At 40.8% G+C, this 17,330-nt stretch carries 13 protein-coding genes; 2 read left to right on the top strand and 11 right to left on the bottom strand.

What is annotated here, in order from left to right:
* Positions 1 to 7: 7 nt before the first annotated feature.
* From J7I96_RS10660 to J7I96_RS10630, 7 genes are all read right to left on the bottom strand, one after another.
* The gene (locus J7I96_RS10660; RefSeq protein WP_214767848.1) at positions 8 to 799 is read right to left on the bottom strand and encodes a putative hydro-lyase; all 792 of its coding nucleotides are present in this window, start codon (positions 797 to 799) and stop codon (positions 8 to 10) included.
* Positions 800 to 885: 86 nt separating this feature from the next.
* On the bottom strand, positions 886 to 2,025 hold the full coding sequence (locus tag J7I96_RS10655) for an NRAMP family divalent metal transporter (protein ID WP_214768380.1): 1,140 nt from the start codon (positions 2,023 to 2,025) through the stop codon (positions 886 to 888).
* Between the two features lie 121 nt (positions 2,026 to 2,146).
* Positions 2,147 to 2,905: a 5-oxoprolinase subunit PxpA gene (pxpA, locus tag J7I96_RS10650; protein ID WP_214767845.1), complete on the bottom strand. Its 759-nt coding sequence runs from the start codon at positions 2,903 to 2,905 to the stop codon at positions 2,147 to 2,149.
* Between the two features lie 258 nt (positions 2,906 to 3,163).
* Positions 3,164 to 4,288 (bottom strand): N-methyl-L-tryptophan oxidase, encoded by a 1,125-nt coding sequence (gene solA, locus J7I96_RS10645; protein ID WP_214923851.1) that lies wholly within the window; start codon positions 4,286 to 4,288, stop codon positions 3,164 to 3,166.
* A 93-nt stretch (positions 4,289 to 4,381) separates the two neighbouring features.
* On the bottom strand, positions 4,382 to 5,941 hold the full coding sequence (gene hutH / locus J7I96_RS10640) for a histidine ammonia-lyase (protein ID WP_214923854.1): 1,560 nt from the start codon (positions 5,939 to 5,941) through the stop codon (positions 4,382 to 4,384).
* Positions 5,942 to 6,023: 82 nt separating this feature from the next.
* The gene (locus J7I96_RS10635) at positions 6,024 to 7,409 is read right to left on the bottom strand and encodes an MFS transporter (RefSeq protein ID WP_214767822.1); all 1,386 of its coding nucleotides are present in this window, start codon (positions 7,407 to 7,409) and stop codon (positions 6,024 to 6,026) included.
* Positions 7,410 to 8,213: 804 nt separating this feature from the next.
* A complete protein-coding gene (locus J7I96_RS10630; RefSeq protein WP_057275972.1) occupies positions 8,214 to 9,536 on the bottom strand; it encodes an MFS transporter in 1,323 nt (440 codons plus the stop codon).
* 261 nt (positions 9,537 to 9,797) lie between these two features.
* Here J7I96_RS10630 and J7I96_RS28405 point away from each other — a divergent pair, with 261 nt between their 5' ends.
* Positions 9,798 to 9,929, top strand: coding sequence for a hypothetical protein (locus tag J7I96_RS28405; RefSeq protein WP_285289394.1), 132 nt, complete (start codon positions 9,798 to 9,800; stop codon positions 9,927 to 9,929).
* 108 nt (positions 9,930 to 10,037) lie between these two features.
* Here the strand turns inward: J7I96_RS28405 and hutI are convergent, their stop codons facing one another.
* From hutI to J7I96_RS10610, 4 genes are all read right to left on the bottom strand, one after another.
* On the bottom strand, positions 10,038 to 11,336 hold the full coding sequence (gene hutI / locus J7I96_RS10625; protein WP_214767819.1) for an imidazolonepropionase: 1,299 nt from the start codon (positions 11,334 to 11,336) through the stop codon (positions 10,038 to 10,040).
* Entirely contained in the window at positions 11,333 to 13,009 is a 1,677-nt protein-coding gene (gene hutU, locus J7I96_RS10620; RefSeq protein WP_053534747.1) for a urocanate hydratase, read from the bottom strand. Before hutU ends, hutI begins: the two co-directional genes overlap by 4 nt.
* Positions 13,010 to 13,203: 194 nt before the next feature.
* A complete protein-coding gene (locus J7I96_RS10615; protein WP_214767816.1) occupies positions 13,204 to 14,673 on the bottom strand; it encodes a helix-turn-helix transcriptional regulator in 1,470 nt (489 codons plus the stop codon).
* 291 nt (positions 14,674 to 14,964) lie between these two features.
* Positions 14,965 to 16,284 carry an MFS transporter gene (locus J7I96_RS10610; protein ID WP_214767813.1) on the bottom strand — a complete coding sequence of 440 codons (1,320 nt, stop codon included), beginning with the start codon at positions 16,282 to 16,284 and terminating at the stop codon, positions 14,965 to 14,967.
* Positions 16,285 to 16,722: 438 nt separating this feature from the next.
* Between J7I96_RS10610 and J7I96_RS10605 the strand changes: the two genes are divergently transcribed.
* The gene (locus J7I96_RS10605) at positions 16,723 to 17,328 is read left to right on the top strand and encodes a TetR/AcrR family transcriptional regulator (protein WP_214767810.1); all 606 of its coding nucleotides are present in this window, start codon (positions 16,723 to 16,725) and stop codon (positions 17,326 to 17,328) included.
* Positions 17,329 to 17,330: the final 2 nt, after the last annotated feature.

The following is a 17,330-nucleotide window of genomic DNA, read 5'->3' as shown; positions in this document are numbered from 1 at the left end:
CTGTCAGTTATAAAACTCCTAATTTTTCATCACGAATGTCCGTTATGAACATATGTCCAGGTGCATGCGTGATCATGATCTCCGGTTTAGTTTCCATAGCAATGGATTGAGGTGTTACACCACATGCCCAAAATACTGGGACTTCCCCTTCACGAATCGTTACTGGATCACCAAAATCCGGATGCTGAATGCTGTAAACACCGATCGCTTCAGGGTCGCCAATATGGATTGGAGCGCCATGAACGGCCGGAAACCGCGATGTCACTTGAGCTGCCCTCACCACATCCTTTTGTGGAATCGGCCTCATGCTAGCCACCATTTTCCCATGAAAAATCCCTGCTTCAATACAAGGGATATTGGTTTTATACATTGGTACATTGGATCCCTCTTCAATATGACGAATCGATATATCATTATTTAAAAGGGCGTGTTCGAATGTAAAGCTGCACCCGATTAGAAATCCAACCATATCATCTTCCCAGTAGTTTGAGATATCCGTTACTTCTTCCATTAATTCTCCATATTTATAGACCCTATATTTAGGAATATCAGTGCGAATATCCCCAGACTTTGCCGCAAACACGGGAATGGGTGAACCAATTTCCGTAACGTCCAGCAATGGACAGGATTTAGGGTTACGCTGACAGAATAATAAGAAATCAAAAGCATGCTCTTTTTTTAAGATGGCTAAGTTCGCTTGTGCATAACCGTTAGCCATGCCGGCTGTCGGCTTTATCAATTCGTTGTTTCGGATCATTGAACGCAACTCAGCCGGGGTAGCTTGAGAAAGGTCGATCATTCGTATTCATCTCCTATTGCAAACTGGCAGCCATTGATAAACTGGCACGCCACTTCCACCTTTATTTATTGGATTTTCATTAATCATTAAAAAAGTGCGGGCAGTTGTTTCATTAATGTATATACACCCATTAACGCCATGATGACTACCACGAATACACCGGAAATCGTTAACCATAACGGATGCTTATATTCACCCACGATGTTTTTCCTATATGCGGCAATTAGCAATGTACCAAGAGCAATCGGTAAAATCAGTCCGTTAATGGCCCCAACTACAAGCAGTACTTTAACCGGTTGACCAATCAATAGAAAGCAAATGGTTGATAAGGCTATAAAGCCAATGATTATCCAGTTTGCCTTATTATTTATCTTTTCGCTGAAAGTTCTGATAAATGAAACCGAAGTATATGCCGCACCAACAACAGACGTGATCGCGGCAGCCCACATGACGACACCGAAGATTTTATATCCTATATCACCTGCAGCGAGTTGAAAAACGGATGCTGCAGGGTTATCCGGATTAATTTGTAAACCTTTCGATACAACACCAAGTACCGCCAGAAATAAGGCAACGCGCATGACCGTCGTTATCAGGATCCCCATTACCGAACTCTTCGTGACCTGTGGCAATGAGTCTACGCCTTTCACGCCTGCATCCAATAGACGATGGCCTCCTGCAAAAGTAATATAGCCGCCAACAGATCCGCCCACTAATGTAACGATCGCGATGATATCGATTTTATCAGGGGCAAAGGTCTTCACTACCGCTTCCCCTACAGGAGGAGAGGTTGTCCAAGCAACGTAAATCATCAAACAAATCATAAAAAATCCGGCGATTTGCGTAAAGCGGTCCATCGCTTTTCCTGCTTCTTTCACTACAAAAATCAATACGGCGATGACTGCGCTTATTGCCGCCCCCGTAGTTGGTGATATTCCCGTCATCGCATTTAGACCTAAACCGGCTCCTGCGATATTTCCAATATTAAATGCCAGCCCGCCCATGACGATCAATGCTGCCAGTACATAACCCAGTCCAGGAAGGACCATGTTTGCAATCTCTTGACCCCGCTTTTCGGATACAGCAATAATCCGCCATACATTTGTTTGGGCAAATATATCAAGAATGACCGAAATAAGGATAACAAAACCGAAACTTGCTGCAAGGCTTTGGGTATAAACGGTCGTTTGCATTAAAAAACCTGGTCCTATTGCCGATGTTGCCATTAGGAATGCTGCACCTAACAATAAAGTGCGGTTCGTTTTTGGCTTAGTCAAATTCTGTTTCTGTGCTGTTGTATTTTTGATTGGCTTCAATGGAATCTTCCTCCTGATTGTTTAGTTTTTTTCAAGAAAAGGACTTGACTGTTATTTCAGATAATTGCAAAGATTCCCTAACATGCCGTGCAAAGGATAAAGCATGTGCCCCGTCCCCGTGAATACAAATGGTATCTGCTTTTAATGCCACATCTGTGCCTTGCTGGGACAGTACCTTCCCTTCCTTCACCATGCGAATGACTTGGGCAACGGCAACATCATCGTTTTCAATCAGTGCGTCCTTTTTCAATCGGGAAGTCAAAGAACCATCATGTTGGTAGGTACGATCGGCAAATACTTCACTCCCTGTTTGCAATCCGATAGCCTGTCCGGCGCGTATTAATTCACTGCCCGACAAACCAAATAAGATAAGCTCGGGATTCACTTTATACACCGCTTCGGCAATGGCCATGGATAACTCCTTGTTCTTTGCGGCCATATTGTACAATGCCCCATGTGGTTTCACATGCTGCATACTTCCGCCTTCGGATTGCAGGAAGCCATTTAATGCTCCAATTTGATAGACGACAATATCATAAGCTTCCTGTGGTGAAATATTCATATTGCGTCTGCCAAATCCTATTAAATCCTGTAAACCTGGGTGGGCTCCGATTTTGATATTTTTCCCTAAAGCAAGCTGAACCGTTTTTCTCATGACTGTCGGATCACCAGCGTGGAATCCACATGCTACATTGACAGATGTTACATAATCTAAAATTTCTTGATCATTACCCATCCGGTAAGCGCCAAAACTTTCTCCTAAATCACAATTCAAATCAACCGTGTTCATACTACCCTCTCCTTAAATTACGGAAATTTTAGTAAACCTATAAAAATATGTAAGTACTCTTTCAATCATCCAAATGCATAATTCCGAAATTCGGAACCTCGGTTTCATATTTCGGAATATTCTAATTCTAGCATATTTTAATTATTTCGACAATATTTTGTTAGAAAACCTAACATTGCAGTTTGTTAAAAAAAGCCGTTGTTTCCTATGAAAGGGAGCAACGGCCATGATTACAGCTTTTAAGTTTAGAGTATTAATTCAAAACCGGTTAATCGAAAACAATGAAATATCTTCCTTGGTCGTACCGGAGATAATCAAGTCACTCAAAATTTCTCCCATGACACTGCTGAATTTAAAACCGTGTCCAGAGAAACCTGCCGCTATAGCAATATGTGGATAATAAGGATGTTTATCCACTATAAAATGCTCATCAGGGGTCATGGTGTAGATGCAAGTTTTCCCATATTTCATTTTTTGATCAGCAGGCATATATTGCCCTAAAAACCTCATCAAATCACCCTCATCCTCATCCATTTCACCAAAACCTTTGATACAGCCATCAGGATTGATCCTCTTTCCTCCATCATGTCTCCCTATTTTCAGTCCAGAACCATTTATACTAGGAAAGCCATAGTATGTACCAACTGAAGTATCAAAAGTGAAAGCCGGAAAATCATTATGATTATATAATTTTTCATTTGCATGAAACCAAGCAAATGTTTTTCTGATGGGTTCCAGCGGGAGATTCAAATCCAACATCGCCAATATTTTCGGTGCCCACGCCCCAACTGCAACCACTAAAGATTCCGAGTGGAATGTCTGTTCATCCGTTATAACCGTGACCCCGTTACTATGAGCAACTATCTTCCTTACTTCACTGTTTACAATGAAGTCCGCACCATGGGATTTCGCAAGTTGTTGATACGCCCTTAAGCACTCTTCACTTTTCAACACGCCCGAAGTCGATTCATAGCATCCAATGTAGTCTTCCGGCAGTGTTATTCCAGGCCATCTATCATGAATTTCATGGTAATCCAAGATTTCCATAGGTAACCCATATTCGTTTGAACCCGCTATCACTTGCTTAATGAAATTGGAATTTTGGCTTCCAGCATTCAGGACACCCGTTGGAAGAAATACTTGTTGACCCGAAATTCTTTCCAATTCACCCCAAAGCTTTTGTGATTTAAGTGCCAAAGAAACATACTCCCTGCCTTCACCATAAGCATGCCTAATAATTCTTGTTTCCCCATGATGGCTGCCCTTATTATGAGGAGGGGCAAAGGAATCCAATAATAATACTTTTTGTCCATTTTTTGATAGATAATAACCTGAAGACATTCCCATGGATCCAGCTCCAATTACAATTACATCATAATGCATGTTTCATCCCTCCTCCTTTAAATATGGTCCTTCATTTTAAAAAAAGGAAGCCATTTTACTTATAAAATAAAGTAAAACAGCTTCCACATGGTTTTAGAACTCTATTTCCCCGATCGCCGTTTCAACGAACTTCACTATTTCCCCTTCATGAATTTGCCTATATATCGCCTCAATGTCAGGATGGAAAAAGCGGTCTTTTTCTACCATAGGGACTTCGCTCCGAACTAAATGATATACCCCCTCCGTAACCGGTGACGGTTTCAAAGGCAGATGAAAATCCATTGCTTGCGTTGCCGTCATCAGTTCAATGGCTAATATATATTCAAGTTTCTTCGAAATCCGATAGGCTTTCCTCGAAGCAAAATAGGCAAAACTTATTACGTCTTCTTGATTTGCACATGTTGGGATATTATCTATAGTGGCTGGATGCGAGAGCACCCTGATTTCATTCAATAGCCCGGCAGCTGTATATTGCGGAATCATGTAGCCACTATTCAAACCTGGATTGACCACTAAGAAATTAGGTAATTCACTAAGGTGATGGTTTACAAGGCGATCTATTCTGCGTTCTGTTATTTTTGCTAAGTTTGCTAACGCTATGGATATCGCATCCGCATAAATCCCAACAAATGAACCATCAAAATTCCCAGCCATCATGCCAATTCCATCTTCCTCTTCCGGAAAAATCAGAGGATTGTCACTTACGGAGTTCATTTCATTCTCGATTGATACAGCAGCGTCTTTCAATACTTTTTTTATGGCTCCATGGACTTGTGGAATGCATCGTAAGTTAAGTGCATCTTGTAATCTGTGTTCCTTGTATGTATCAATGATTTGGCTGCCTTCAAGAACCCTTGATACATTTCTGGCTGTCTTGGCCTGTTCCTCATGTTTTTTCAATGAGTGGGGACGGGGATCAAATGCTTTTATAGTACCTTTCAGCACTTCTAAGGACATAGCTCCCGTAATGTCAGCGGTTTTCGCCGCCTGCATGCTATTGTATAAAGCAAGGACAGCCATGGCGGTGACGGAAGTAGTCCCGCTTGTAAGTGCCAAACCTTCTTTAGCACCCAACGTAACAGGTGCTAATCCCGCTTTCCCCAAAGCTTCCATGCCAGGCATGAGCTCATCTTCATACCATGCCTTCCCCTCACCCATCACCACTAAGGCCATGTGGGCTTCAGGAGAAAGATAACCCACTGACCCATCACCTGGAACAAACGGAATGATATCGTGATTTAATAGTGAAGCAATTAGATTTAATACCTGTAAACGAACTCCTGAATACCCTTGGCCTAAATTCACTAGTATCATCAATTGAATGGCCCTTACGACTTCTTTTTCAAGAGTTTCCCCAACAGAAACGGCATGTGAACGAACAATATTCCGTTGAAGGGTTTCGGCGTCCTTTGGAGAAATCACCTCGGTCATATTACTGCCAAAACCCGTAGTTACACCATAAATCAATCGATTTTCATCTAAAAACTTGTCTATTAAGCTACGTGATTTATTCACCCTATCACAATATGTTTGTGTAAAGGAAACCATCGCCCCATATCTTGCAACCGCAATTACCTCTTCGATTGAGATTTCACCATCACCTAGTACAACCTCTTTGATATCCTTCGGTTGTAAACAATCGGCAGTTGTCATCCTTATACAGCTCCTCTCCTATGAATTATCTAGAAGGAGAAAAAAGTTTTGGTCCTTCTCATTTAATTGCTGGAAGTTAATCTTATGTTATTTTTTCATTTTCTGTAAAGGGAATTTCGGTTACCTTCGGAGAATTCTCCGTTTCTAACAATGGGTCACTTGCTTCATGTAATGAAAGATTCTTCGTTTCAGGAGCCCAGGCGATCGATACGATCAGGCCCACCAGCAGAATGGCTGCCATTCCTGCCATTGAGGCACTTAATCCGAATGAACTTAAAGATACAGGCAGCAGAAATGTTCCAATCGCAGAACCAATCCGACTAATTGCCGTAACCATCCCTATTCCCGAGCCGCGGATTTCAGTTGGAAAAAGCTCTGCTGGGTATACTAGTGTAAGGTTCGATGCTGCTGACATGAAAAAAGTAAAGATCAAGAAGGCTAACAACATTAAGAATTGAGAACCATTGTGCAAGAAGCTGAGTGAAAACAATGAAACGGTAAGGATCGTGAAAGCCCCGATGGTAAATCCTCTACGAGAAAATTTTGCAAGCAGCCATAGGCCCGCAATTGCCCCAACAAGCAAGAATAGATTTAACATGGTATCGGCAAAAAAGTTCTGTTCAAAACCCATTGTACCAAGTATGGAAGGAAGGAAAGTGTAAATGGCAAAGTATGGAATAACAAGAGTCAATTTGAATATTCCCCCAAAAGCCAAACGCTTACGGAGCCTTTTACTGAAAAGCCCACGAAATCCCAGTGTCTTTTGATTTTCCGTGCCAGTCGTCGTTTCTCCCATTTCAACGTTCGATCCAAGGTGTTTTTTTACGATCTGGCGAGCTTCTTCGACACGCCCCATGCTGACAAGCCACCTTGGTGATTCAGGCGTCCCTATTCTTAAGATTAAAACCACAATTGCCGGAATGGCTGCGCTGACAAGCATCCAACGCCATGAGTCTGAACCAACTTGGCCCAAGTAATGACCAACAAAGTTGGATGCAACATATCCAAGCGTCCACACCACGTTTATAGACGCGAGGAGCGAGGAGCGATACTTTTTGGGAGAAAACTCGGCAAGCAAAGTCGTACCTACAGCGTAATCCCCTCCAAGTCCAAAACCAATCAGCAACCGTAAAATAAAAAGCTCTTCCGGGCTGCTAACAAAAAATTGTAAAATGGTAGCAACCGTGATGAGTAAAAAGTTTACGAGAAAGATTTTCTGTCTGCCTACACGGTCAGAAAGTCTTCCAAGTATTAAAGATCCCGCAAACAGGCCGATTAAAGCAGAGCTGCCGATCAGCCCTGTCCACAATGAATTCATATTCATCTGAGGCCCGAATACTGTCAGGGCCATCGCAATGATCCCTAGAGAATAGCCATCACAAAAGCTGGAACCGAATGTGAGTCCTGCAATTCGAAAATGAAACCTATTAAATGGGGCATCGTCAATCGTGAATTTTTGTTCGTTCAAAGAATCTCCTCCATTTTTTGATTTATCAGATATATTGATTCAAAAAAACACTAGAACTGTAACACGCCGTGAGTGGCGAAGAAATTGACTGGAACGATTAAGCTTAATACTATAAAAAAATTGAGCAAAGAATATTATGAAATATACTCTTTTTATAAACTATATCAAATCATTCTGCCTTTCAATTTCTATCTAATATATGAAAATATAGTTTAAGATTCAATCAATTGTTTATCATTGAAATAAATGACTTGACTAAGGATTTTACAGCCTTCCATTACCTCAAATTTATCCCTTGCTTCCTTTTCTTGCTAAACTCAAACATTTTTATGCCATTTTTCGAATGGATAGTGATTACCCACATAAAATTCCCTCCATATGGAGATTCATTTCCACATTTCCCTTAATACACTTTCATCTAATTTCACTGTAAAGCAGTAAAGTTTTTAAGGCTGCCAATGGGTAGGATGATAAACCACCATCCTACTATTCAACACCATTACATATGGATAAATACTTGTAAAAGCCCAATTCATCTGCTGAAATGGGTAGATATTGACTGAAGGTCAAGGCCTGATCTTTTTTAGTGATTCTTAAAGGCCAGTTTTTAGAATCACTCTTCAAAAATGGCGTTAAAGAGGGTTTTTACTCGACAAATTCTTGCTCACGCCCATTATTATCCTTTGGAACCGCATGGGCTCTCATAAAAGTAGGAACTAGATCAATCGGATGCTCCTCTTGTAAACTTCTTCTGAAAGTGAAATACATAATCCGTAATCAATATACATCCATTTATGCCTTATCTTAGCTAACCATATTATTGGTGGTTTCCGATGAGTTACCTTGTTTGCCAGGCTTCACGAAAACCATGGCTATCATGCCAATCGTGACGGCTATTGATGCTGCAATAAACATGGCATTATATCCATATATGGCGACAAGACTTCCAGTTAAGGTAGGGGCAATAATGGTAGCCAGATTGGCAATGAAATGAGTTACCCCGCCAAATGTTCCAGCTTTATTCGGTTCTGTATCCAGAACCACTATCCAATAAATGGAGTTAGGTAAATAATTAAAGGCATTTCCTATACACATTAAAGCAAGTACGGCCGCCGCACTCTCGACAGTCGGAATCAACATAAAACATACAGCAGTACAAAATAAGGAGACTACTGTGAACCAAGATCTGGCAATACGTAAATTCCCTGTTTTCCTGCGTAATATATCCGAGATTTTACCACCTAATAATCCAGTGATAATAGCTCCTACCCAGGGAATCATACCAATATATGAAAGTGAAGAAAGTGAATAATTAAATTCATCTTGCAGATATTTTGGGGTCCATGTAAGTAATAAAATATTTACATATAAAAAGGCAAAGTATCCAATTGCATTAAATACTAACGTAGGGTTTTTAAAGAAATGGTACCATGGTACATTTATTTGTTCGTCTAATTTCGTCTCACCTTTTATTAAAATATCTGCTCTTCGAATTTCTTCAAGTTCGGTTTTCGAGACTCTTGGATGATCTTCAGGTAAGTTTGTAAATACTTTGTTCCAGATTGCTACCCAAATAAAGCCTAATATTCCGAGAATAACAAATGTTACTTTCCAGTTAGTGAATGTTAGAAGGCCTACTACGATGGGTGCAGTAATTAATGCTCCAATTGGCGTTCCAACTAATCCAAGTGCTACAGCAAACCCTTTTTCTTTAGGAGATACCCAGTTTGCCATCGTTCGGTTCATCGTTGATAAGGTAGGTCCTTCAGCTAAACCAAATAAAACACGAAACACCGCAAATCCTGCCAAGGCAGAGCCTCCAAATAATGCTGCACCTATGTGACCTGCGAAGATTGTCCCAATTTCAAAAAAAGACCATGTAGTTCCGGCAATGATCCACATGAATTTGGGACCTTTCTTATCTGCTAAAGCACCACCAAATAGTGCACCGAATATATAACCATATCCAAAATACCCCAGGATCGCTCCCCAACTTACTGGATCTAAATTGAACTCCTTGATTATTTCAGCTTGGGCATATGAAAGTGCACCTCTATCAATATAATTTATGATTGTAATAACAATAATCATAAAAATGATAAAATAACGATAGTTATTTCTCAACATGTAATCACTCCTTGATGTTTGTTAGAGAGCAGCAATACTGACTGATTTTAAACATAAAAAAACAGTAATCTTAAAACCCTGAATTTAGTCTGCATTATGCAGCCTGTAATAAATTGCAGCCATGAATGCCCTGGTCTTGACTGTTTCGCCCCCCCATAGAGAAGCTCGAATCAAGACAGAAAAAATCAATTTGCATGACAATCGGATACTGGCCAAATTCTAGTAAAATATTAAAAAAACCCTTATAGCAGGTATTCCACCATGGGTAGAAGCATGTATACCAGTGCAGCTGAAATACCAGATCCATCTCTTGCTTTGACAATCGTAATACTGTTAGATCATGTTGTACGTATCAAAGCCTTTTTACATCCGCCAAAATTCCAACGGATATAAAGAGGCTCCTGATACATAGATTAAAGTTCATTAAATGGGCGTTTCATGAGAGATCCGGTCAACCTAATTATGGTTCGATGGGTACAGACTCTCTTCTATTAGTGAATTTTATAGACCAGTCAGGCTTTTTGTATCCGTCTTCACTTTATCATTCACTACTTGCACACCATTTTTCCATACAGACTTAACGTGATTGACCCCAAATAAATATTGCAACTCCTGATAGTTTTCAACATTCCATAATACGACATCCGCTTGTTTACCGACTTCAAGGGAACCGACCCTTTCTTGCCTGTTGATTGCACAAGCAGCATTGTATGTCGCTGCCGTAAGAGCTTCTGCAGGGGTAAGCCTCATCGAAATGCATGCCAGATTCATGACAAGCGGCATGGATGTCGTCGGTGAAGATCCGGGATTGCAATCAGTCGAAATGGCAACAGCCACACCTTCATCAACCATTCGTCGTCCAGGGGCCGCTTCTTCCCGTAAATACAAGGCGGTGGCTGGAAGCAAGCAAGCAATCGTACCTGACTTCGCCATAGCAGTAATCCCCTCATCGGAAGCTTTTAACAAATGCTCAGCCGAAATGGCTCCTATCTTGGCAGCTAATTCAGCTCCACCGTATGGCTCAATTTCATCAGCATGAATTTTAGGGATCAAGCCGTACTTTTTCCCGGCCTTTAAGATCCGCTCTGATTGTTCAGGGGTAAAAACCCCCTTTTCACAAAAGACATCATTGAATTCTGCAAGCTTTTCTTCAGAGACGATTGGAAGCATATCATTAATCAGATGATCGACAAATTCATCCTCGCGGCCTTTATAATCCTTTGGAACCGCATGGGCTCCCATAAAAGTAGGAACCAGATCAATCGGATGCTCTTCCTGTAGCTTCTTCATCACCCGCAATTGCTTTAATTCGGTTTCCAAATTCATTCCATAGCCGCTTTTACCTTCTACTGTAGTCACTCCATGAGCGAGAAACGAATCAAGTCGTCGCGTGGTTTGCTCCATCAATTCTTCTTCACTTGCTTCCCTTGTCATGCGGGTGGTAGCATGAATGCCCCCACCTGCGTTCATGATGTCCATATATGTTGCGCCTTCAAGTCGCATTTCAAATTCACGCTCACGGCTCCCGCCATACACAACATGCGTATGTGGATCAACTAACCCAGGTGTCACCAAATGGCCAGTTGCATCAAAGATTTCAGCTTCATGCATTCTATCAGCATAGAGTTTTTCCAATTCCTTGGTTGTCCCGACAGCTTGGATCACCCCTGACTCCATCCATATACTTCCATCCTCTATCAAACCAAGCTCCGACATTGCCTCTTTGGAACGCGGACCTTTCCTTTCAGAGGTAAGGGTGGCAAGTTGAGTGGCATGTTTTATCCAAATTGGCTTTGTCATTTTTTATCAATTCCTTTACCAAGCATCGGGATATTAATACCTCTTTCACGTGCTGTTTCCTCTGCAAGTTCATATCCTGCGTCAACATGGCGCACTACACCCATCCCAGGGTCCGTTGTCAGCACTCGCTCAATCCTGGCTGCTGCTTCTTTTGTGCCATCTGCCACAATTACAACGCCTGCATGCATGGAGTAACCCATTCCTACGCCGCCACCATGATGTACGGAAACCCAGGTTGCACCGCCCACAGCATTCACCATTGCATTTAAGATCGGCCAGTCAGCCACTACATCGGAACCATCCTTCATGGCTTCCGTTTCACGATTCGGCGAAGCGACAGAGCCTGAATCCAAATGGTCACGCCCAATTACGATCGGTGCCTTCAATTCACCGCTTGCAACCATATCATTGAGGATTTTACCAAAACGGGCGCGCTCCCCATAACCAAGCCAGCAAATACGGGAAGGAAGACCTTGGAACTGGATTTTGTCTTGAGCCATTCTAATCCAGTTACATAGATGTTCATTATCAGCGAATTCACGTAAAATGGCTTGGTCTGTTTTATAAATATCTTCTGGATCCCCAGATAAAGCGACCCAACGGAATGGACCTTTCCCTTCACAGAATTGTGGACGGATATAAGCTGGAACGAAGCCCGGGAAGTCAAAAGCATTCTCTACCCCTTCATCTTTCGCAACTTGACGGATATTGTTGCCATAATCAAACGTCACAGCTCCTTTTTCCATCATTTCAAGCATCGCCCTTACATGTTTGGCCATTGAAGCTTTAGAGAGTTTAATATACTCTTCTGGATTTGCATTCCGTAATTCTGCAGCCTCCACCATTGACAGGCCTGAAGGAGTATATCCATTTAGCGGATCATGGGCCGAAGTTTGATCCGTCAAGACATCAGGAATGAAGTTCCTTGCGATCATTTCCGGAAGAATATCTGAAGCATTCCCAATCAAACCAATCGATAATGCTTTCCCTGCAAGTTTAGCTTCATTCGCTAAACGAATGGCTTCATCCAATGAATCCGTTTTCACATCGGTATAACGAGTCTCGATCCTCCTGTCAATTCTTGTCTCATCTACATCGATCCCGATACAGACCCCACCGTTCATCGTAACTGCCAGCGGCTGTGCCCCTCCCATTCCGCCTAAACCTGCCGTAAGAGTGATGGTGCCTTTTAACGAGTTATTGAAATGTTGTTTTGCAAGCTCGGCAAAGGTCTCGTATGTACCTTGAACGATCCCTTGAGATCCGATATATATCCAGCTGCCTGCTGTCATCTGCCCATACATCATCAATCCCTTTTTATCAAGTTCATGGAATGTTTCCCAGTTCGCGTATGCAGGGACGATATTTGAATTGGCAAGCAGGACACGTGGTGCATCCGAATGCGTTTTAAAAATGGCCACCGGTTTCCCTGATTGGACAAGTAAAGTTTCATCTTCTTCTAGCTCTTTTAGTGATTTGACGATTGCATCAAAGCATTCCCAGTTACGAGCTGCTTTCCCTATCCCTCCGTATACCACCAAATCTTCTGGACGTTCAGCAACTTCAGGATCCAAATTATTCATAAGCATTCTAAGCACTGCTTCTTGTTGCCATCCTTTAGTATGCAATTCTGTTCCAGTATAACGGATAACCTTATTTGTAATCGTGTTCATTTTCATTTCCCCCTTGTTTTTGTTATATATTCATTCTATAAGAAAAATTCAGAATAATTAATTATATTTTAATGATTATTTTATAATTTATTTCAACATTTTGTAGTTAACTTTATTATTTTATGAATAATCTCATTAATTACATTGTTATGAAATAAATAAAAAAGGACGATTCATTTATTGAATCGTCCTTTTTATAAGCCAGACCTATATGCTGATGGTGTACAATCTTCAAGCAATTTGAATTTTGCATTGAAATAGGTTTGATGTGAATAGCCGGCCAATTGTGAGATTTCCTCTAATGATAAATCCGTTTCCTTTAATAAACGTTTAGCTTCCCTAATTCGAACTTGATGGAGCGTATTTCGAAAAGACTCGCCGGATTCAGCGGCAAAACGACGGCTGAGTGTGCTTTTATTGATCCGCAGAGTATCGGCACAACTCGCTAGATTCCACTGGGCGTCCCAATAGTTGGACTCGATCAGCTCCCTTGCCTTTTCGCTGATTGTGCGTGCCCCTTCTTGTAATTGTCCATGATCCTGCATAAGCATATGGGTGGTGAACGCATGCAGCTCTTTCACTATTTGATGAATGACAGGTTTATGTACAATTTGCTGAAATACATCATAGTATATGGCTTCCAGGGAAGCATTTTGCAAGTTGTATGATTTCATATGCCTGCGAATCTGTGCGAGTACGCTTGTAAGGCGGATACGAACGATTTCCGGGTCGGGGTATGGTCGTTCGAAGGTAAGGAATTCACGTTCAATCCAGTTCCTGATGGCCTTCGCATCCCGTCGTTCTAACATTTCTATCCATAGTCTTTGTTCAAGAGGAGTGAGGAAGGGATCCATCTCTTGAGGCGAAGTCTGTTGACTTTCGGCTAAGATGATATCATATCCATCAAAAAAGATTTGTCTCGTAAATTCACGAGTTTGCTGATACATCCTTTTTAAAGACTCATCTGAAGTTGCCGCCTTTATTATAATGGCAAGGGGCTCATCCATTCTTTCTTTCCAATGGGCAAGGAAAGCCTGATACTCTTCCTTATATATCTCCATTTCCTTCGTTTCCTGGACACATAAAATAAAATCCGATAAAGCGAAGATTTGATTCTTCCCAGTAAAAGAATATCGTTGCAGTTCATCATAAACCAATGGAAGGGTCTTGTTATCAGGTGTCAAAAAAGCGACCATGGTTATTCGACTTTCATGCTTCCGGTCTGTCAAGAAGAAATCTGGATACCCAATATCCAGAGCATTCTCATCATCCATGGTGTTTGACGAGATAACACCTGGACCATTTCTTAATTGAAAACGTAATTGTTGGATATGTTTTACCAAATCCGCCGAAGAAAAAGGACGGAATAAAACATCTTCAGCACGAAAACGTAAGGCTCGATAAGCCGTTTGAAAGATTCGCTCAGATGAAATCCCTAACCATCGAATTCCCCTCCGCTTTAACGAAACACCCATCGCCTCACTTTCATCCGTCCAAATATCCATATCCAAAATAACGAATTCAGGTTGCTGATTGCGTATGCCCTTTTCGAATTCTTCAATCGTTCTCCATAAGATCAGTCTAACTCCCGTTAGGTGGGACTCTACTATCCAACGAATTCCTTGAGCCTCAATCTCATCTTTTGCCACCAAGTGAATTTCCACATCATCACCTCATTTCTGCTGTTATTCACCTAATGAATAAATATGAATAGAAAAGGGATCCCTGATCTTTTCGAAAGCCCTTTCATCTCATCTCCATTCTAATCCCGCTGAAAACTACAAACAAGTCTTATTAGGCAGAACCTACGATTTTAGATTAAATTTTTACATGCTCAATTGGTATTTTCACACCATAGAAATATGCTTAAATAAAAAAAGAAACATCGTGGAAACACTGTGATTTCCAATGATGTTTCTTTTTTTATCATTTTAATCTTCAATAATTTAGAACCTTTATAAACGATTAATATTGACATCAACTTCTTTACCTATGTTTTCATCTGAAGCTTCCGTCAATTTTAATGATAATAAGGTGATGACACCTATTATAAGTAATCCAGATAAAATAAACATCCCTTGAGTAAAGGCAACAGTTCCGAGAATCATCGGTCCTACAAAACCGCCTAAAGCCGCAAATGAATTGACTATGGCTATTCCGACTGGGGCAGTGGACTCAGTGAAGAAAAATGTCATATAGGCAAAGAAACATCCACTGAACCCGTATAACCCGAAAGATGTAATCGTTAACATAAGCACCATCATAAAAACACTATTTGAAAAGCCGCACCCGATAAATCCGACAACCGCTATCATGAGGCAAACGAGCAAATGTGTTTTATGTTCATTGGTCCGATCTGAATTCCAGCCTACAAACATGACGGCAGGTATACCGACTAACGATGGAATCATCGCTAACCAGCCTATTTCTAGATTGGTCGTTGCGTTTTCCGATAAAGATTTTATGATGGTTGGCATCCAGAATGACAATCCATAGATGGATGTGTATCCTGCAAAATAAAAAAGGGCCAACTTCCAGATTTTCGAATCTTTCAGCATATCAATCTTCGTGACTTTATTTATTTTCGAGCTAACTTTTCTTTCCGCACTCAATTCGCCTTCTAACCAATCACTTTCTTCCTTTGATAACCATTTAGCGTTAGACGGTCTATTAGTTAAATAGAAAACAACAACAATTCCTATAATAATGGCCGGAATGCCTTCAAGAATGAACATCCATCTCCACCCTGCCATACCAAACCAGGAGATATTGTCAAGAATCCATGTCGACACAGGCGCACCGATCAATCCGCCAATCGGTAGGGCCAAAAGCAAAACCGCTGTTGCCCTTCCTCTTTCGCGAGCCCTGAACCAATAAGTTAAATACAAAATTATACCAGGAAAAAAACCAGCTTCGGCAACACCTAATAAAAAACGGAGAATATATAAATGCATCGTTGTTTGGGCAAAACCAGTTAATATTACCACAAGTCCCCACGAAATCATAATTCGGGCAATCCATATTCGAGCTCCCACTTTATGCATGATCATATTGCTTGGGACTTCAAAAAAGAAATAGCCGATGAAGAAAATACCGGAAAGCAATCCAAAAACTTCAGCGGATAAGGCTAATTCCGCATTCATTTGTAAAGCAGCATAGCCTAAATTAACCCGGTCCAAGTATGCAATGATATAAAGGAGCAAGATAAATGGAAGAATGCGTTTCATCGTCTTACTGATCGTTCGTTTCTCTATTTCACCACTGGAATGATTCAAGATTATTTCCTCCCTTTTCATGCTACTATTTCCAAAACCGTACAACTATTCTCCAGCTTCCCGACATTCTGGTTAATTCCTAGCTCTAAATTTATCCTGAAAACCACCACCCTCCATTTTACATTTACTGAATCCAACAATATTATAAATACAATCCATATACTCAGGGCTAAAGAGGAATAAGCCTTTTCTTCAAGACAGTAACCGATTGTATAGGAATCCTTGAAAAACCTCCCATTTAAACTGAATTAACCTTCCCCATACTTGATCCCAAAGCCTCGTAAACGCTTACTTAATGTGCGAAAACCATTTAAAATAGCGTTGTGATTATTCATGATCTACGTTAGATTAAATAGACCAGCAATCATTTAACTAGACTGTAGTCTGATATTAAACTATATAGGAATATTCTGTCAATTTTCATTTGGAGGTTTTTTTATGATTGAACCCAGAAAGAAACAACTTAGGGGAGAAAAGACTCGTGAAAAAATTTTACAAATATCTCTAAAGTTATTTAGCGAAAAAGGTTACGATAAAGTTACCGTTGACGAAATCGTGAAAAAAAGCGGCACATCAAAAGGGTCATTTTACCAACACTTTTCAGCGAAATCGGACATTTTTTTAGTGAGATTCATAGAAGTCGATGATTACTATCGCGAAGTCTTCCGTTCGTTCCCAGTCGATATGGACGCTACCGAGAAATTGTTTATTTTCATTCGCAAATTGATGCGTTTTCTGGAAGTAGAAATGGGCAAAGATTTAATGAAAGTGATTTACAGTTCCGCTTTAGATTCGAAGGAACATACTTACTTTTTAAATTCAAACCGCTCACTCTTCAAAATCATTCGTTCATTAATTGAAGAGGCGAAAGAACAAAACGACATTGGCACTGACCAATCAGTTAACGAAATTTCACAACTTATCTTCCAAAGCCTGATGGGAATCATCTATCATTGGGGATTAAACAACTCAGAACAAAGCTTGGAATCACTATCCATACCGCTAACCAAAACAATCATTAATGGGCTGAAAACTAAGAACTAATA

Origin of the sequence: Bacillus sp. ISL-78, assembly GCF_018613455.1 — a bacterium.
GTDB classification, from domain to species: Bacteria; Bacillota; Bacilli; order Bacillales; family DSM-1321; genus Peribacillus; species Peribacillus frigoritolerans.
The sequence above is the reverse complement of the archived record's forward strand: the minus strand, read 5'-3'. Positions and strand labels throughout refer to the sequence as shown.